17 protein-coding genes (1 of these 17 cut by a window edge) are annotated in these 16,665 nt (G+C 68.4%); 3 read left to right on the top strand and 14 right to left on the bottom strand.

All coding sequences use genetic code 11. From position 1 onward, the window contains the following. The 3 genes in view from trxA to folK are tightly spaced (at most 58 nt apart) and all read right to left on the bottom strand, a layout consistent with a single transcriptional unit that may run on beyond the window. On the bottom strand, positions 1-103 hold the beginning of the coding sequence (gene trxA / locus ACZ5RK_RS04125) for a thioredoxin (protein ID WP_054638712.1). Its footprint begins 230 nt before the window's first position; only the first 103 of its 333 coding nucleotides appear in the window; the start codon lies at positions 101-103; its stop codon lies beyond the left edge, outside the window. Between the two features lie 58 nt (positions 104-161). Then, positions 162-539 carry a S1 RNA-binding domain-containing protein gene (locus ACZ5RK_RS04120; protein WP_054647585.1) on the bottom strand — a complete coding sequence of 126 codons (378 nt, stop codon included), beginning with the start codon at positions 537-539 and terminating at the stop codon, positions 162-164. A 56-nt stretch (positions 540-595) separates the two neighbouring features. Beyond that, entirely contained in the window at positions 596-1,075 is a 480-nt protein-coding gene (gene folK / locus ACZ5RK_RS04115) for a 2-amino-4-hydroxy-6-hydroxymethyldihydropteridine diphosphokinase (protein WP_464909777.1), read from the bottom strand. Between the two features lie 368 nt (positions 1,076-1,443). Between folK and lysJ the strand changes: the two genes are divergently transcribed. The 3 genes from lysJ to ACZ5RK_RS04100 are packed head-to-tail and all read left to right on the top strand — an operon-like array spanning position 1,444 to position 5,337. Then, complete coding sequence (gene lysJ / locus ACZ5RK_RS04110; protein WP_464909776.1) at positions 1,444-2,634, top strand: [LysW]-aminoadipate semialdehyde transaminase LysJ; 1,191 nt, start codon at positions 1,444-1,446, stop codon at positions 2,632-2,634. Further along, entirely contained in the window at positions 2,631-3,707 is a 1,077-nt protein-coding gene (locus tag ACZ5RK_RS04105) for a [LysW]-lysine hydrolase (RefSeq protein ID WP_464909775.1), read from the top strand. Before lysJ ends, ACZ5RK_RS04105 begins: the two co-directional genes overlap by 4 nt. A 22-nt stretch (positions 3,708-3,729) precedes the next feature. Further along, on the top strand, positions 3,730-5,337 hold the full coding sequence (locus tag ACZ5RK_RS04100; protein ID WP_464909774.1) for a GGDEF domain-containing protein: 1,608 nt from the start codon (positions 3,730-3,732) through the stop codon (positions 5,335-5,337). A 45-nt stretch (positions 5,338-5,382) separates the two neighbouring features. Here ACZ5RK_RS04100 and ACZ5RK_RS04095 read toward each other — a convergent pair whose 3' ends face one another. From ACZ5RK_RS04095 to ACZ5RK_RS04045, 11 genes are all read right to left on the bottom strand, one after another. Continuing rightward, positions 5,383-5,994, bottom strand: coding sequence for a helical membrane plugin domain-containing protein (locus ACZ5RK_RS04095; RefSeq protein ID WP_464909773.1), 612 nt, complete (start codon positions 5,992-5,994; stop codon positions 5,383-5,385). A 9-nt stretch (positions 5,995-6,003) separates the two neighbouring features. Continuing rightward, positions 6,004-7,137, bottom strand: a complete 1,134-nt coding sequence (locus tag ACZ5RK_RS04090; protein WP_464909772.1) for an NAD(P)/FAD-dependent oxidoreductase — start codon at positions 7,135-7,137, stop codon at positions 6,004-6,006. An 83-nt stretch (positions 7,138-7,220) separates the two neighbouring features. Beyond that, positions 7,221-8,219 carry a hypothetical protein gene (locus ACZ5RK_RS04085; protein ID WP_464909771.1) on the bottom strand — a complete coding sequence of 333 codons (999 nt, stop codon included), beginning with the start codon at positions 8,217-8,219 and terminating at the stop codon, positions 7,221-7,223. Continuing rightward, complete coding sequence (locus tag ACZ5RK_RS04080) at positions 8,203-8,718, bottom strand: c-type cytochrome (RefSeq protein WP_054647132.1); 516 nt, start codon at positions 8,716-8,718, stop codon at positions 8,203-8,205. Before ACZ5RK_RS04080 ends, ACZ5RK_RS04085 begins: the two co-directional genes overlap by 17 nt. Further along, the gene (locus ACZ5RK_RS04075; RefSeq protein WP_054647133.1) at positions 8,711-9,229 is read right to left on the bottom strand and encodes a DUF3341 domain-containing protein; all 519 of its coding nucleotides are present in this window, start codon (positions 9,227-9,229) and stop codon (positions 8,711-8,713) included. The genes ACZ5RK_RS04080 and ACZ5RK_RS04075 overlap by 8 nt, the downstream gene beginning before the upstream one ends. Positions 9,230-9,238: 9 nt before the next feature. Continuing rightward, positions 9,239-10,585 (bottom strand): NrfD/PsrC family molybdoenzyme membrane anchor subunit, encoded by a 1,347-nt coding sequence (nrfD, locus tag ACZ5RK_RS04070; RefSeq protein ID WP_464909770.1) that lies wholly within the window; start codon positions 10,583-10,585, stop codon positions 9,239-9,241. Then, positions 10,578-13,208, bottom strand: a complete 2,631-nt coding sequence (locus ACZ5RK_RS04065; protein WP_464909769.1) for a 4Fe-4S dicluster domain-containing protein — start codon at positions 13,206-13,208, stop codon at positions 10,578-10,580. Before ACZ5RK_RS04065 ends, nrfD begins: the two co-directional genes overlap by 8 nt. Positions 13,209-13,216: 8 nt before the next feature. Next, positions 13,217-13,852, bottom strand: a complete 636-nt coding sequence (locus tag ACZ5RK_RS04060; RefSeq protein ID WP_054647809.1) for a cytochrome c3 family protein — start codon at positions 13,850-13,852, stop codon at positions 13,217-13,219. Between the two features lie 195 nt (positions 13,853-14,047). After that, entirely contained in the window at positions 14,048-15,163 is a 1,116-nt protein-coding gene (locus ACZ5RK_RS04055) for an ABC transporter permease (protein ID WP_464909768.1), read from the bottom strand. A 19-nt stretch (positions 15,164-15,182) separates the two neighbouring features. After that, positions 15,183-15,611 (bottom strand): 3D domain-containing protein, encoded by a 429-nt coding sequence (locus tag ACZ5RK_RS04050; protein WP_464909767.1) that lies wholly within the window; start codon positions 15,609-15,611, stop codon positions 15,183-15,185. Positions 15,612-15,808: 197 nt separating this feature from the next. Next, a complete protein-coding gene (locus ACZ5RK_RS04045; RefSeq protein WP_464909766.1) occupies positions 15,809-16,585 on the bottom strand; it encodes a hypothetical protein in 777 nt (258 codons plus the stop codon). Positions 16,586-16,665 lie beyond the last annotated feature (80 nt).

The raw sequence follows: 16,665 nt of genomic DNA, 5'->3' as shown, positions 1-16,665 counted from the left end.
GGCAAGGCGCACACCACTCGGCCCAGAAGTCCACCAGGACCAGGGGGTGCCCCCCCAGGGTCGCGTCAAAGTTGGCGTCGGTCACCTCAATGGGCTTCCCCATACCCCACCACTTTACGGCAAAACCCCGGGGCGTACACCCCGGGGGAGTCCGTTTCGGCTCAGCGCTTCTTTTTGCCGCCCTTCTTCCCCTTGCCTCCGCCGAAGCCCCCCGTGCCCCGGAGGAAGCTCTTGAGCTTGTTCTCAAACTCGGGGGACTGCTTGGGTAGGCGCCGGGGCCTGGGGGGCGGCCCCCCCTCGGGGGCCGGGGTCAGGTCCTTGATGGAAAGGTCCAGGCGCCCCTTGGGATCCCGCCCCTTCACCATGACCTGAACGATGTCCCCCTCGTTGAGGAAGTCCCGGACGTTTTTCACAAACTCGTGGGCGATCTGGGAGATGTGCACCAGGCCCTGTTCCCCGCCCGGGAGCTCCACGAAAGCGCCAAAGTCCGTTACCCGCACCACGCGGCCCTCTACGATGCTTCCCGCTTCTAGCTCCACTTTCCTTCTCCTCGCGCGGCCTTACCGCGATGCCCCCACTATAGCACAAGGGCCCCCTAGGGGCGGTAGGGCCACACCCCTTGAGGACCCAAGGCGGCGAGGAGCTCGGCGAAGGTGCGGCCCAAGAGGGGGTGGCGCCCCTCGGGGATAAGGTGGGAGAGGGGCACCAGGACGAAGGCCCGCTCGTGGAGCCTGGGGTGGGGAAGCTCCAAGCCCTCCTCCCGCACCACCAGGTCCCCGTAAAGAAGGAGATCCAGGTCTATGGTCCTGGGGCCGAAGCGCTCCTTCCGCTCCCGGCCCAGGGCCTTCTCTATGCGGAGCATCTCCTCCAGCAGGTCCCTTGGAGAAAGCCCCGTCTCCACCTCGGCCACCAGGTTCAGGTAGCGGGGCTGGGGGGGGCCCACGGGGTCGGTCTCGTAGACGGGAGAGAGGCGGACAAGCCGGGTCTTGGGCAGGCGGGAGAGGGCGGAGAGGGCCAGGAGGAGGTAGCCCGCCCGGTCCCCCAGGTTGCTCCCCAGGCCCACGTAGGCCTTCACGCTCCCACCACCCTTCGGTAAAGTCCAGGGCCTCCCCAAAAACCCCGCCTCCCCCTGACGCACCGGCCCCCAGGGGCCTGGCCGGAACGGGGACCCCGCTCATCATAGCCCCGAAGGGCCCTTGGGAAACGAGGGAGCCTCCGGGGCGGGGCCAGGGGCTTCCTCCCAGGGCAGGAGCACCGCTCTCGGCGAGGGCGGTGTGGGCGCGCAAGGCGAAGCGCCCCTGGTATGCCCGACCCGGTTGACACCCTGGCCGCCCTCCCCCTAGGCTTAGGGGGAGATGCGCGCCCGGGGCAAAACCTGAGGCGGCCTGGGAAGCGGCGCTTCCCGGGCAAGCCCCGGGGCTTTTCTTTATGGGAGGTGGCAGGGTGGAAACCATCACCAAGGAAGACTGGCGGGCCCTTCTGGAAGCGGAGAAGACCCTGGACACCGGGGTCTACACCAAGCACGACCTCCTCCTCGTCCGGGGCCAGGGGGCCAGGGTCTGGGACGCCGAGGGCAACGAGTACATTGACTGCGTGGGGGGATACGGGGTGGCCAACCTGGGCCACGGCAACCCCGAGGTGGTGGAGGCGGTGAAGCGGCAGGCGGAAACCCTCATGGCCATGCCCCAGACCCTCCCCACCCCCATGCGAGGGGAGTTCTACCGCGCCCTCACCGCCATCCTCCCCCCGGAGCTCAACCGGGTCTTCCCGGTGAACTCCGGCACCGAGGCCAACGAGGCCGCCCTCAAGTTCGCCCGGGCCCACACGGGCAGGAAGAAGTTCGTGGCCGCCATGCGAGGCTTCTCCGGGAGGACCATGGGAAGCCTCTCCGTCACCTGGGAGCCCAAGTACCGGGAGCCTTTTTTGCCCCTGGTGGGGCCCGTGGAGTTCATCCCCTACAACGACGTGGAGGCCCTGAAGCGGGCCGTGGACAAGGAGACGGCGGCGGTGATCCTCGAGCCCGTGCAAGGGGAGGGGGGGGTGCGCCCGGCCACGCCGGAGTTCCTAGAGGCCGCCCGGGAGATCACGCGGGAGAAGGGGGCCCTCCTCATCCTGGACGAGATCCAGACCGGCATGGGCCGCACGGGGAGGCGCTTCGCCTTTGAGCACTACGGCATCGTGCCCGACATCCTCACCCTGGCCAAGGCCCTGGGGGGCGGGGTGCCCCTGGGGGCTGCGGTGATGCGGGAAGAGGTGGCCGGAAGCATGCCCAAGGGCGGGCACGGCACCACCTTCGGCGGCAACCCCCTGGCCATGGCCGCCGGGGTGGCGGCCATCCGCTACCTGGAGCGTACCAGGCTGTGGGAGAGGGCGGCGGAGCTTGGGCCCTGGTTCATGGAAAGGCTTAAGGCCATCCCCTCCCCCAAGATCCGCGAGGTGCGGGGGATGGGGCTCATGGTGGGCCTGGAGCTCAAGGAAAAGGCCGCCCCCTACATCGCCAGGCTGGAAAAGGAGCACCGCGTCCTCACCCTGCAGGCGGGGCCCACGGTGATCCGCTTCCTGCCGCCCTTGGTCATCCAAAGGGAAGACCTGGAGCGGGTAGTGGAGGCGGTGAGGGCGGTGCTGGCAGAATGAGCGGAAGCGCCTTGGATCCCGTTGAGTTCCTAAAGGGGGCCCTGGAGATCCCCTCCCCTTCCGGGGAGGAGCGCCCCGTGGCCGAGTACCTGGCCGAGGGAATGCGGAGGCTTGGCCTTAAGGGCTTCGTGGACGAGGCGGACAACGCCCGGGGCCAGGTGGGGGAAGGCCCCGTTCAGGTGGTCCTCCTCGGGCACATAGACACCGTGCCCGGCCAGATCCCCGTGCGCCTGGAAGGGGGCAAGCTCTTCGGCCGGGGGGCGGTGGACGCCAAGGGGCCCTTCGCGGCCATGGTCTTCGCGGCGGCAGGCCTTTCGGAGGAGGCCAGAAGGCGCCTCACCGTGCACCTGGTGGGGGCCACGGAGGAGGAGGCCCCAAGCTCCAAAGGGGCCCGTTTCGTGGCGCCCCGCCTGAAGCCCCACTTCGCGGTGATCGGGGAGCCCTCGGGCTGGGAGGGGATCACCCTGGGCTATAAGGGGAGGCTCCTCGTGAGGGCCCGGCGGGAGAAGGACCACTTCCACTCCGCCCACCACGAGCCCAACGCCGCCGAGGAGCTCATCAGCTACTTCGTGGCCATCAAGGCCTGGGCCGAGGCCATGAACGTGGGCCAGCGCCCCTTTGACCAGGTGCAGTACACCTTAAGGGACTTCAAGGTCCACCCCGCCGAGCTCAAGCAGGTGGCGGAGATGTTCTTTGACCTGAGGCTTCCCCCCAGGCTTCCCCCGGAGGAGGCCATCCGCCACCTCACGGCCTACGCCCCCCCCACCATAGAGCTGGAGTTCTTCGGCCGGGAAGTCCCCTACCAGGGGCCCAAGGACACGCCCCTCACCCGGGCCCTCCGCCAGGGAATCCGCAAGGCCGGAGGGAGGCCCGTCTTCAAACTCAAGACGGGGACGAGCGACATGAACGTCCTCGCCCCCCACTGGCCGGTGCCCATGGTGGCCTATGGGCCAGGGGACTCCACCCTGGACCACACCCCCCACGAGCACGTGGAGGTGGAGGAGTTCCTTAAAGGGATTGAGGTTTTGCGGGAAGCCCTCGAGGCCCTGGCAAAGATGCACCCGCCGGGGTAAGCCCCTGGGCTAAACTGGGTTCGTGGTTCCCTATGGACTCGGGCTCCTCGCCCTTATCTTCCTCGCCCTCTTTCCCCCCACCGCCCCCTGGAGCGAGCGCCTGGTCACGCCCCTGGTGGCCCTGGCGGCCGGGGCTTACGTGGCCCGGAAGAGGAACCAAAGGGCCTTCGGGCTCGCCCTTCTGCTCCTCGGGCTGGGCGACCTCCTCTGGACCCTGGAGGACTTAAAACGCCTCCGCCCAGGGCTTTACCTGGAAGTCCCTTACTTCCTGGGCTACGCCCTCCTCACCCTGGCCCTCCTCCGGCTTCCCGGGAAGCCTCCCCGCCTCGCCCTGGCCCTCCTGCCCCTGGCGGCGCTGGGCCTCCTCACCGCCTGGGAGCCCACCTTGGGCGTGGACCGCATCTATAGCGCCTGGGACGCCCTGCTTCTCTTCCTTCTCCTGCCGCGGCTGGAAGGGCTCTTTGAGCGCTTCCTCCTGGGGCGGGCCCTCCTGGGAACCGGGCTTCTCCTCTTCCTGGTGGCCGACATGGCCTACGCCCTTCTGCAGGGGGGCCCGGGCTACCCCACGGGCCACCCCCTGCACCTCCTCTGGACCCTGGGTTACCTCCTCCTGGCCCTGGGGGTGGAGGCGGAGGACCAGGGGGAGCCTCCCTTCCCCCTCCTGGCCCTGACCCTGGGGGGGCTTTTCCTGATGCCCGCCCTCCTGACCCAGGAGCCCACCCCCCTGGGGGTACGCCTCCTGGCCCTCTACGGGGGGCTTACGGGGAGCCTGGGGCTCCTCTACGCCACCTACCTGGGGTGGCGGCGCACGGCGGCCCACCAGCAGCGCTGGAGCCGCTTCCTGGAGGCCTTGGCCCGGCTTTCCCCCCGGGTCACCCAGACCCTGAGCCCGGAGGGGGTCCTTCTGGGCGCCCTCGAGGCCGCCCAGGAACTCCTCCCCGAGGCGGTGGGCCTGGAGCTCAGGGCCCGGCGGGGCCTGGTGGGGGAGCGCACCCCCCACGCCCTCCTCGTCCCCCTAAACGGGGACACCGCCTACCTCTACCTCCAGACCCCCCCCAAGGAAGAGGTGCCGGAAAGCTTCCTCTCCCTCCTGGGGGAGCGCCTGCGCCAGGTGCTGAGGCAGGTGGAGTGGGGCACCCTGGCCCTCACCGACCCCCTCACCGGCCTCCTAAACCGCCGGGGCCTCGAGGCCGAACTGCCCAAGCTCCTCGCCCTCGCCCGGCGCTACCAGGCCCCGGTGAGCGTGGTCCTGCTGGACATAGACCGCTTCAAGCGGGTGAACGACACCTACGGCCACCCCGTGGGGGACGAGGTGCTTAGGCGCCTGGGCCGCCTTCTCCTGGCCAGCCTGCGTAAGGAGGACCTGGCGGTGCGCTATGGGGGGGAGGAGTTCCTCCTGGTCCTCTTCGGGGCCGGCCGGCAGGCGGCCAAGGAAGTGGTGGAAAGGATCCGGCTCCGCTTCCGTGCCGAACGGATTCCCCCCGTCCCCAACCCCCTCACCCTCTCCGCCGGGATCGCCGGGGGGGAGGTGCCGGAGGGAGGGGAGGCCCTGGAGGAGTGGATCCTTAAGGCCGACTACGCCCTCCTCCGGGCCAAGGAAGCGGGGCGGGACCGGGTGACCCTGGCCTGAGTACCCCGCTCTGGCTTTCGCCAGAGCGGGGGCCCCAAGGAAGAGCTACTTCTTGGGCATCATCTTGGCCATCATGGCCTCGAGGGCCTTCCGCTCCTCGCCCATGTGGCCGAAGGCCTTGCCCAGGGCCTTCAGAAGCAGGAAAAGCACCCCCAGGGCCTTCTGCACCTCGGGATCGGAAAGCTGCTTCAGAAGGCCCGAAAGGCCCACCCGGGGCGGGTTCTGCATCGCCTCGGGGGTAAAGGTCTCGGCAAGGCCCTTCTGCAGGGCTCCCGCCATCATGCCCACGGCGGCCGGCTCAATGCGGGAAAGGATGTCCAAAACGTTCGCCCCGTGGGAAACGAGCCTGAGGAGCTGGGGTTCCATGAGCATCCCCAAGCCCTCCCCGAAGTTCTCCGAGAGGTGCCCGAGGAAGGCCAAGGCCCCGGACTTGTCCAGCTTCTCCAGGGTCTCCGCCAGCTTCTCCAGGGCCTCCGCCTGGTCCAGGAAGCGGGCCAGGAGAGAGACCAGCTGCAGGTTCTTGGGGTCCATGAGGAGGCCCAGGTTCTCGGACAGGGTCTCCCCCACCCCCATCTGGGCCAGGAGGGCGAGGCCGCTTTTCTCCAGCACCTCTTCCAGGCGGGCGAGGCGCTCTTCCACGCTGAGGGCGGTTTCCATGCTCACCTCCTACTCAATGAGGGTGGCGAACCAGAAGCCCTCAAAGAGCATCTTGGTCACCCGCACCCACTTGCCCACGGCCATAACGCCGCAGGAGGGCATGCCCGTGCCCGCAAGCACCCGGTCAAAGGAACACTGGGGCAGGAGGGCGTTGTCGCCAAAGTCCATGATGCACATGGCCACGGGGTTGAAGGGCTCGCCGATGTAAGCCCCCTTGAGGTCCGAGGCGATTACCCCGGCCACGTACTCCCCCTGGAAGTGGGCCACCACCCCGGCGGGCGGGAGCATGAGGGCGGGGTTCACCGTGTCCCCGATGACGAAGACGTTGGGGAACCTCGTGGAACGGAAGGTCATGCGGTCCACCTCGGGGAAGCCGTTGGAACCGGCCAGGGGGCTTTCCCGCACTACCTGGTTGGGGGCGAAGGGAGGCACCAGGATGAGGAGGTCGTAGGAAAGCTCCCGGCCGTCCTTGGCCTTGACCCTGCCTCCCTCAAAGGCCACGGGCTCAAACTCCCCGTGGAAGGCGATGCCCTTGGACTTGAGGATCTCCAGCACCTTCCCCGAGATCACCGGCCCCATGCCCGCCAGGGGGGCGGGGTTCAGGTGGAACACCTCCACGGTGCTCTTTTCCCGGACGCCCTTGACCTTGAGGGCGAACTCCGCCTGCCCCGCCACCTCGTAGGGCGCCGGGGGGCAGGGGTAGTAGGGGGAGGAGACCCCCACCACCACCCTCCCGCCCTTAAAGCCCTTCAGGGCCTCGCGGAGCTTTAAGGCTCCCGCCATGCTCCAGGGGGCGTGGCCGTCTTGGGCCGGGGAGGGCATGGCCTCCGCCCCCAGGGAGACGATGAGGTAATCGTAGGCGAGCTCCCCCGCCGAGGTCTTCACCTTGTTGTGGGCCGGGTCCAGGGCCTCCACCGTGGCCTGGAGGTACTGGATGCCCCGCTTCTCCAGGTTGGCCAAGGGACGGCGGATCTCCTCGGGCTCCCGCATGCCGAAGGCCACCCAGGGGTAGGCGGGCATGAACTCGTGGTGGGTGTTCCGGTCCACCAGGGTGACCTCCACCCCCTTCCCCAGAAGCCGCTTCACCTTGTTGGCCGCCACCAGGCCGCCGGAACCGCCGCCCAAAACCAGAACCTTGACCATCTGCCACCTCCCGGGTACAGGTACCATGTACCCCTACTTCCAGGGTGCACCCAGGGCGTTCGTGAAGGTAGGTGCAAATGCCCCTATCCCCGCAAGCGGGAGGCGAAGAGGAGGCCGAGCCCCAAAAAGCCCAGGACCTCCCCCACCCCCACCCCCCGGCCCAGAGCGGGGAGGAGGTACCAGGCCAGGTGCACCAGGCGGAAGAAGGCCAGCCAAAGGGCGACGGGAAGAAGGTAGCGGGCCTCCCGTTTGGGGAGGTTGGTGAGGAGGTAGAGAAAGGGGAGGAAAAACCCCCCCACCACCCAGAGGGCGGCCACCCCGTCCCAAGGCCCTTGGAGGCGCTTAAGGTAGAACTCCACCTCGTGGGGGAAGTCCGCCCCCCAGACGATGATGAGGGTGGTGGCTTCCAGGTAGATCCAGACGATGGAGAGGGCGAGGAGGAGGTTGGTGTGGTTCTGGGCCTGGCCTAGAAGGGCAGCCGTGCCCCGCCGCGCGGCCAAGGCCACGCTCACGGCCAGGGCCAGGACCACGGCGGAAAGGAGGAGGATGGGCCCGTAGGAGGCGGAGTAGAAGTGGGCCTCGAGGCTCTTGAAGAGGTCAAAGGAGAGGAAGGTGGCGGCGGCAAAGACCAGGGGAAGCCCCCAGGCTCCCACCTCGGCCCGGTGCTCCCCGGGTTTGAGCTTGAGGAGCACCCAGGAGAAGAGGGCGAAGAAGAGGAGGTAGCGTACCAGCAGGAAGGGGGCGTTGAGGTAAGGGGCCCGGTGGGCCAGGACGGGATCCAGGCCGGCCCCGGGCCTCGCCCAGGGAAAGAGCTCCGGCAGGAAGAAGAAGAAGGGCAGGCCCAGGAGCCCCATCAGGGGCAGGAGGCGGGCCAGGGGGTAGAGGTAGGGCTCCAAAGGAAGGCCCCAGCGGCTCCTTAGGGCGTTGTGAAGGAGGAGGAGGAGAAGGGCCCCTAAGGAGAGCAGAAGGAAGGAGGCGAAGGGGAAGTAGGCGGCCGGAGCCCCCAGGAGAAAGGCCGAGGCGTAAAGGCCTAGCCCCAAGGCCCAAGGCCAAGGGGGGTTCGCTTCAATAGACCTCTGCATTCACCACCTCCAAGGGGCAGGCCTCCAGGAGGAGGCACCGCTTGATGTAGTGGGCGATGAGCCAGCGCTCCCTCTCGGGGATGCGGCTCCTGTAGGAGAGCATGCGGCCAAAGCCGTTGGTGGCGGCGAAGTAGAAGTAGCCCTCGGGCATGGCCTTCACCCCGGGGTCGTGGAAGGAGCGGGGCCTCGGCACCCCCAAGGGGATGACCCGGCCGTCCCCTTGGGCGTTCAGGCCGTGGCAGATGGCGCAGAAGCTCCGGTACAGCGCCTTACCCCGGAGGAGGTCTTCCTCGGTGAAGGCGAAGGGGTTTTCCGCAAAACCCCCTTCGGGCTTGAGGCCCAGGCGCACCTCGGGGTTCAGGTTCTCCCCGAAGGGCACCCGCTCGGGGGAGACCTCCACCTTGAGGGGGCTCTCCCGAAAGGCCTTGACCTTGGGCTGGTCCCACATCCAGCCGCAGGCGGAAAGGAGGGGCAGGAGGAGAAGAAGGAACCTAGTCACGCCGCACCTCCTCCACCTCCGCCCCAAGGCTCTCCAAGAGGGCCCGGGTGGCCTCGAGGTCAAACCGGGGGTCCGAGGCGTAGACGAAAACCCCGTACTCGTCCAGAAGGACCCGCACGTAGGCCCTGGCCTGCACCGCCGGGTGGACGGCCAGGGGCAGGCCGTTGATGTAAAGGAGGTAGAGGAAGATGCCCACGGTGATGGTGAGGATGGTGAGCTCAAAGGTCACCGGGATGTAGGCAGGCCAGCCCAGAAGGGGCTTCCCCCCGGCGTTGTGGGGGTAGTCCAGGGTGGTGTAAACCTGGAGGAAGAGGCCGAGGCCCGCCCCCAGGACCCCTAGGGCGAAGGCCACCCAGGGGATGCGCCCGTCCCCTCCCAAGACCTCCTCAATGCCCTCCACGGGGTTGGGGGTGAGGGCCTCGAGGCGGCGGTACCCCCGCTCCCGCAAAGCCCGTAGCGCCCCCAAAAGCCTCTCCGGCGTGTCAAAGTAGGCCATGAGTCCGTAGAGCATCCCGCCCTCCTAGTGCTTCCGCAGCTTGTGGAAGAGGTGTACCATCTCGGCCACGGCGATGGGAGGAAAGAGGCGGATGAAGGCCGCAAGGCCAAAGAGGAAGAAGCCCAGGGTGCCCAAGAAGAGGGTCCAGTCCACCCAGGTGGGGAAGTAGAGGTGGGAGTTCCCCGGCAGGTAATCGCGGGAGAGGCTGATGACCACGATCACGAACCTCTCCAGCCACATGCCCACGTTGGCCAGGATGGAGAAGATGAAGAGCCAGGCCACGTTCCTCCGGAACCGGGGGAACCAGAGGGTCTGCAGAAGGACCACGTTGATGAGCATCATGGCCCAGTAGTAGGGGGCGTAGGGCCCGGTCATGCGCCAGAGCTGCTGGGCCCACTCGGCGGGCTCGGCCGAGTACCAGGCCATGAAGATCTCCAGGAGGTAGATGTAGGCCACCCCCAGGCCGCTGGCCAGGGTCACCTTGGCCATCCAGTCCAGGTGCCTTTCAGTGATGACCCCCTCCAGGCGGTACCACCGCCTCAGGGGGATGATGAGGGTGAGGGCCATGGCGAAGCCCGAGTAGATGGCCCCGGCGGCGAAGAAGGGCGGGAAGACGGTGAGGTGCCAGCCCGGGACCACCCCGTAGGCGAAGTCCATGCTCACCACCGAGTGCACGGAGATGACCACGGGGGTGGCGAGGCCCGCCAGGAGGACGTAGACCGCCCGGTAGCGCTGCCAGTGCACCGCGTTCCCCGTCCAGCCCAGGGAAAGCCACCCGTAAAGCCTCCTCCGCCAGCCCCGGCTCCTTTCCCTGAGGAGGGCCAGGTCGGGGATGAGGCCCAGGTAGAGGAAGAGGGTGGAGATGGTGAGGTAGGTCATGATGGCCAGCACGTCCCAGGAGAGGGGGCTCTTGTACTGGGGCCAGAGGGCCATGTGGGTGGGGTAGGGCATGACCCAGTAGAAGAGCTGGGGCCGGCCCATGTGGATGAGGGGGTAGGTGGCGGCGGAGAGCACGGCGAAGAGGGTCATGGCCTCCGTGACCCGGTTTAAGGAGTCCCGCCAGTTCTGGCGCATGAGGACCAGGATGGCGCTGATCAGGGTCCCGGCGTGGCCGATGCCGATCCACCAGACGAAGTGGACGATGTCCAATCCCCAGGCCACGGGCTGGTTGATGCCCCAGGTGCCGAGGCCCTTCACAAAGGTGACGAAGATGGCGTAGAGCCAGGCCAGGGTCAGGGCGAAGCCCACCGCGAAGACCACCCGCCAGGGCCTGGGCGGGGGCTTCTCCACGGGCTCCAGAAGCTTCTCCACCAGGGTCTTTTCCGTCCACTCCCCCTGGATGAGGTCGTGGTCGGGGTGCCTTTCAGCCATGGGCCTCCTCCTTCAGCCTCGGGTTCGGGTTTTTCAGATGGGCCAGGTACGTGGTGCGGGGCCAGGTGTTGGCCTCTTCCAAGAGGGCGTAGTGCCGCCCCTCCTTCCGGTGGACCTGGATGGGGTCCTCGAGGTCCAGGAGGTCCCCGAAGTGGATGGCCTTCCCCGGACAGACCTCCTGGCAGGCGGTCCGGATCTCCCCGGTGCGGATCCCCCGCCCCTCCTTGGCGGCCTGGGCCCGGGCGAGCTCTATGCGCTGCACGCAGTAGGTGCACTTTTCCATGACCCCACGGCTTCTGACCGTGACCTCGGGGTTCATGAGGAGGGAAAGGGGGCTCTCCTTGGCCCGCCTCGGGTCCCCCCGGCCTATGAAGGCCTCGGCGTAGGGGAAGAAGTTGAAGCGCCGCGCCTTGTAGGGACAGTTGGCGGAGCAGTACTTGGTCCCCACGCAGCGGTTGTAGACCATGAGGTTCAGGCCCTCGTCGGAGTGCTCCGTGGCCGCCACGGGGCAGACCGCCTCGCACGGGGCCTTCTCGCAGTGCTGGCACATGACGGGCTGGTGGAAAACCCCTTCCTTGGCGAAGTAGCGGTCCACGCGGATCCAGTGCATCTCCCGGCCCTTTTGCACCTCCTCCTTGCCCACCACGGGGATGTTGTTCTCCACCTGGCAGGCGAGGACGCAAAGCCCGCACCCCAGGCACCGGGTGAGGTCCACGCTCATGGCCCAGGCGTGCTCCCCCTGGGGCCAGGGAGGGTAGAAGGAGAGGGGCTTTCCCTCCTTAGGCTCCGCCTTCAGGGCCTCGGCCTCGGTGAGGACCTTCACCGCCTCCACCTCCCCCAGGTAGCCGTGGTACTGGGTGGAGACCAGGGGGTAATCCCGGCCCGTGGGGGCCACCTCCGCCGGGAAGGCCACCCCTCCGGGGTGGAAGAAGTGGGAAAGGGGGGCCACCAGGCTCCCCTTGGGGATGAGGGGAAGGGGCCAGAGGGGAAGGAGGGCCTCCCTTTCCCCCGCCCGCACCCGGAGAAGGGGGCGCCGGGGGTCGGCCCGGCGCTCCCGGGAGCGGATCTCCTCCAGAAACCCCAAGGCCGCCGCCTCCTCCTCCCCGGCGAGGAGGGCCCCGTCCCAGACCAGGCGGCTTAAGGGCCTGGGAAGCTCCTGGAGGTAGGGGTTTTCCCGGTAGCGGCCGTCGTAAAGGCTGGCGTCCGGGCGCAGGGTGAGCTCCAGGGGGGCCTCCCGCCGCAAGGGGGGAAGGCGGCCCTCCAGGCCCGGCGCGGGCTCCAGGGCCATGGCCTCGGCCTCCGCCAAGGGACGGCCCTCGGCCAGGGCCCGCTTCTCCTCGGGGGAAAGGGCGGGAAGCTCCTCCCCCAAAAGCCCCGCCAAGACCTCCTCCAGGCTCTTCCCCCCGTAAAGGGGCTGGACCAGGGCCTGGGCGGGCCAGAGGCGGCCCCGGGCGTCCCGGTGCTGGCCCCCGGCCTCCAGGGGGTGGGCCAGGGGAAGGCTAAAGGGCGCCTCCTTGGGGTAGAGGGAGAGGACGGCGGCAAAGGCCTTGCCCTGAAGGCTCGGCAGGGGACCCTCCGCCGCCCAGACCAGGCGGGGGGCCCTCTCCGCCTCGAGGAAGGCCTCTGGGGTGGCGGGCTCCGCCTCCAGGGGAGGCACGTAGGCCACGGGGGCCCGGAGCCTGGCGTTCAGGGCCATGGCCAGGGCCTGGGCGGCGGGGGTGAGGTGGACCCCGGGGAGGAGGAGCCCCCCCCGCCCCAGGTCCTCCACCAGGGCGGGGAGGAACCCCCCGTAGTCCGAGGCCGGGCTTCCGGAAAGGACCCCCAGGGCCTTGGCCAGGTCCAGGAGGAAGGCCTCGAGGGCGCTGGGCTTCAAGGCCAGGCGGTGGTCGGCCACGGCGCCAAGAAGCCCCGCCCCGCTTTCCACAGCGTAGATCCGGTTCATGGGGGGAAGGCGCCTTCCGCTTAGGGCGCTCCACCACCCGTAGCCCGCGGGGTGCTCGTGGAGGTCCACGTCCAGAAGGAGCACGGTTTCCGCCTTCTCGGGAGCGTACACGGGCCAGGCCCTCCGGCCGAAGAGGAGCTCCGCCCCCCGGTAGACGTTCTCCAGGCCCCAGGCCTCAAAGCGGGCCACCCGGAGATTGGGGTAGCGCTCTTGGGCCCGCTTCAAGAGGCCCTGGAACCTGGGCGAGGTGGTGCGGGGGAGGACGAGGAGGGTCTCCCCCTCCCCCAAGGCCTTCCTCCAGGCGGCGAAGAAGCCCTCCCAATCCGGGGTCTTGCCCTTGCGGGCGGGGTCGTACAGGCTGTAGAGGCTGGCCAAGGGGTAAGGGCTCATGGCCCCCTCCAGGGGGGCCAGGAAGAGGGGGCGCTCCTGGTAGACCTTCACCCGCACCGCCTCGGCGATGCCCGCATGGGGGAGGGCGGTGACGAACTCCGCCCTCCCCCCCTCCACCACCCACTCCGGCTGGCGCACATAGGGGATTCCCTTCCGCCGCACCACCGGGGTACAGGCGGCCAGGGACAAAAGCCCCAGGGCCAGAAAACCCCTCCGGCTCACCGCCCCGAAGGGAAACTCCTCCCGGAAGAACTCCTTTTCCAAAGCGCCTTCGTACCCGCGTCCCTGCATGCTCCCTCCTAGCGGTGGCAGGTGCTGCAACTGGTGAGGGCCTCGGGAGGGCGCACCCGGTAGACCTCCTTCAGCTTCCTTCCCAGCTCCGGATCGGGCGAATAGGCCATGTTGAAGACCTGCTCCCTGGGCCTTAGGCGGGCCTCGGGCTTCCGGTGGCAGTCCAGGCAGAACTTCATGGTGAAGGCCTGGGGCTGGTAGACCACGCTCATCTGGTCCACCCGGCCGTGGCACTCGGCGCACCCCACCCCCTTGGCCACGTGGGGGGCGTGCTGGAAGTAGACGAAGTCCGGAAGGTTGATGACCCGGTTCCAGGGGATGGGCTCCCCCGTTTCCCAGCTCCTGCGCACCAGGGCCAGGTTGGGGCTGTCGGGTTTCACGAAGGTGTGGCAGGTCATGCAGGTCTCCGTGGGGGGAAGCCCGGCGTAGGCCGCATGCTCCACGGCGGAGTGGCAGTAGCGGCAGGAAAGCCCCAGGCCCCCGGCGTGGAAGGCGTGGCTAAAGGGCACGGGCTGCTCCACCGGCAAGGTGCGCTGCTCAAAGGCCCCCACCGCCACCCCGGAGAAGACCACCCCGAGCAGGGCGAACACCCCCAGCACCGAACCCCAGAAGAGGGTTTTGACCCAACGGTTTCTTCGCCGCATGCCGCCTCCGGTCTTAAGGGGCAAGGCTACGGGACCGCACCCGGTGGGTCAATCAAGGGGTTGCACGAGTTCCATAAGCAAACCGGCGATTCCCGCCCTTACCCTTTAGCAAGGTCGTTGCATAGGTACGCTACCCCAAAAGGGTAGGGACAAATGTCCCGCAGCCTTCATGCCGCAGAACCAAGGCGCGGGCACTTAGCGGAGGACCACCCCGGGCTGGACCCTCAGGGCCCGGAGCAGGGGAAGGAGGGCGGAAAGGAAGGTGGCGAGAAGGCTCGCCCCGCTCACCTGCAAAAAGTCCCATGTCCGCATCTCCACGGGGAGATGGGTGAGGAAGTAAAGCTCCCCCGGCAAGCCCACGGGGTGCCAGGAAAGGTAGAGGCAGAGGAGGTAGCCCAACAGGTTGCCCAGGGCCACCCCCCCCAGGCCCAGGAGGGCCCCTTCCCAGGCGAAGACCATCCCCACGGTGAGCCTCGAGGCCCCCATGGCCCGGAGAAGGGCGATCTCCGGGACCTTCTCCACCACCTTGAGGACCAGAAGGTTGGCCACCCCCAAAGCGGCCACGGCCACGATGAGAAAAATCAGGACGCCCAGAACCCGCTTCTGCAGGTAAAGCTGCTCTAAGAGGGTGCGCTGGGTGTCCTGCCAGGCCTGGGGGAAAAAGCGGGTGCCCGCCAGGGCCTGGCCCACCTCCTTGGCCCGCCAAGGGTCCTTGAGGCGCACCTGGTAGCCCTGGGCCCTAATCCCGGAAAGCCCCTCCACCGTGGCCAGGTCCACGAAGGCGTACCCCGAATCCAGGAGGTAGTTCCCCGTGCGGAAGGAGCCCAGCACCTTAAGGCGCACCCGCTCCTGGGTGGCCGAAAGGGCGGTGAGGGACTCCCCCGGGTAGACCCCCAGGCTCTGCGCCAGGGCCGCCCCCAGGTAGATGCCCCCGGGCTCCAGCCTCAGGCCGAGCTCCGGGTAAAGGGACTCCCCCCCCTTCCCCAGGCCCACCAGGGTGGCGAAGTCCACCCCCGGCCCCCTGGCCCCCTCGGCCGGGCGCACCAGAAGGGCCTTGGTGGCGGCGAAGGGGGCGCTGGCCTCCACCTCGGGATGGGGAGGCAAGGGGGGAAGCCCCTCCCCCAGGCGGAAGAGGACCAGGTGGGGGTAGGCCTTCAAGGTGGCCCGCACCAGGCCGCTGGTGAAGCCGTTGGCCAGGGAAAGGGCCGCCAGGAGCACCGCCACCCCCACCCCCACCCCCCCTAAGGCCAGGGCGGTCTGCAGGGGGCGGCGCCTCAGGTGGGCTAGGGCCAGAAAGAGGGCAAACCGCACGCCCTTTAGGATACGGGGTCTAGCGCCGGGGGTACTCCACCACCTCCAGCCGCACCAGGCGGCGGCCGAAGCGCAAGGCGGTGGCCCGGTCCGGTAGCCACACGTCCACCTTCTCCCGCATCCTGGGGTGCATCACGTCGGCCACCACGAAGACGCGCCCCGCAAAGAGGTAGTCAAACTGCCCCCGGCCCCGGCCGTAGACCGAACCCAGGTCCACCAAGCGCACCTTGGTCCCGTAGGGAAGGACCTTTAGGAGGTCTGGGCTCACCGCCAGAACCCCCAAGCGGGTGCGCATCCCCGTGGCGGTGACGAAGGGAGTGCGGTCGGTCTCCCGCGCGCTTGAGGTATAGGCGGTGGCCTGCAGAACCATGGCCTTCGGAGCGCCCGTCTGGGCCAAGGCCCCCGCAACGGCGAGGGCGAGGAGGAGAGGCCAAAGCCAAACCCGCATAGCGAACCCGAGTATGCCCGGGAGTACGGGAGGAACCTGAGAACCATGAGCTCCCCTCCTCATGGGAAGGCCGCCCGATTATTCTAGACATATTTCAAGCACTTAAAAACCCCGCCGTAACGGGAGCTCCTCCGGCGGGGGTTAATGAGAAAAACGATAACGCCCTTTAGCTTGCTTTCATCCCGCTCAAAGGCGGCCTAGGGGCAGGGCGTGCCGGAAAGGCTCAGGGTGTAGCGGCCGCTCCCCTCCTCGTCAAACCCCGCCCGGGCCAGGCCCCGGTCCCGCACCACCAGGAGGGTGGCCGGGGAAACCTGGGCGCAGTTCCGCACGGGGTCCAGGGTCCTGGGATAAAGATCGTTAGGACCGTTGTAGAGAAGAGCCACGAGGTCCAGAGGCCCCGCGTAGGTGAGGCGGAGGTAGATCCCCGAGGGGACCGAAGCCACGTTGTAGCGGTCAAACTCCCCTATAAACTCAATGGCCCCCTGGAGGCTGCCCGAGGTAAAGTCCTCCCCGTGGCCACGGGGGTTGGGGGTAAAGGCCGTGGCGTAGAGGCCCACCTGGTCCTCGGCCAGGGCGTAGTTTTCCACCCTCAGGTAGAAGACCTGGCCCGCCTGGCCCTTAAGGTTCAGGCGCACCCCGGGGTCGGTGGTGACCTGGGGCCTCAGGGCCAGGGGCGCCACCTCGGGGTAGGCCCCGAACCAGTTCCGGGCCACGCTCACCGCCTGGACCACCCCCCGCTCGTCCAGGAGGACCAGGCGGAGCCGGGCGCTGAGCTCTAGGATTGCCGAAACCGCTGCCACCTCCACGGCCCCATCCTGGGTAAGGGGGATGCGAAAGACAGCTACCCCGGGCCGCAGGCTTCCCCCAGGGCCTTCCTGGGCTGGGGGCAGGGTGGCTACCCGGTTTTCCCCCACGGGGAGGTCCCCCGCTACGGGCGGGCTCACCGAGAGGTTACAGGCTGCGAGGAAAAGCACCAGCAGACCAAGGCTACGCCACATGCATCCCTCCCTTTCCCCCAGGATACCCGAGGGTGAGGCGGGGCAGGGTTGGGCTT

This window comes from Thermus kawarayensis JCM 12314 (assembly GCF_055393575.1).
This window is presented reverse-complemented; position numbering and strand designations above follow the sequence as displayed.

Coding starts and splice junctions, on each gene's coding strand:
- ACZ5RK_RS04105 (WP_464909775.1), top strand. CDS start 2,631: ATGAGCGGAAGCGCCTTGGATCCCGTTGAGTTCCTAAAGGGGGCCCTG.
- ACZ5RK_RS04095 (WP_464909773.1), bottom strand. CDS start 5,994: ATGGAAACCGCCCTCAGCGTGGAAGAGCGCCTCGCCCGCCTGGAAGAG.
- ACZ5RK_RS04090 (WP_464909772.1), bottom strand. CDS start 7,137: ATGGTCAAGGTTCTGGTTTTGGGCGGCGGTTCCGGCGGCCTGGTGGCG.
- ACZ5RK_RS04085 (WP_464909771.1), bottom strand. CDS start 8,219: ATGCAGAGGTCTATTGAAGCGAACCCCCCTTGGCCTTGGGCCTTGGGG.
- ACZ5RK_RS04075 (WP_054647133.1), bottom strand. CDS start 9,229: ATGCTCTACGGACTCATGGCCTACTTTGACACGCCGGAGAGGCTTTTG.
- nrfD (WP_464909770.1), bottom strand. CDS start 10,585: ATGGCTGAAAGGCACCCCGACCACGACCTCATCCAGGGGGAGTGGACG.
- ACZ5RK_RS04065 (WP_464909769.1), bottom strand. CDS start 13,208: ATGCAGGGACGCGGGTACGAAGGCGCTTTGGAAAAGGAGTTCTTCCGG.
- ACZ5RK_RS04060 (WP_054647809.1), bottom strand. CDS start 13,852: ATGCGGCGAAGAAACCGTTGGGTCAAAACCCTCTTCTGGGGTTCGGTG.
- ACZ5RK_RS04050 (WP_464909767.1), bottom strand. CDS start 15,611: ATGCGGGTTTGGCTTTGGCCTCTCCTCCTCGCCCTCGCCGTTGCGGGG.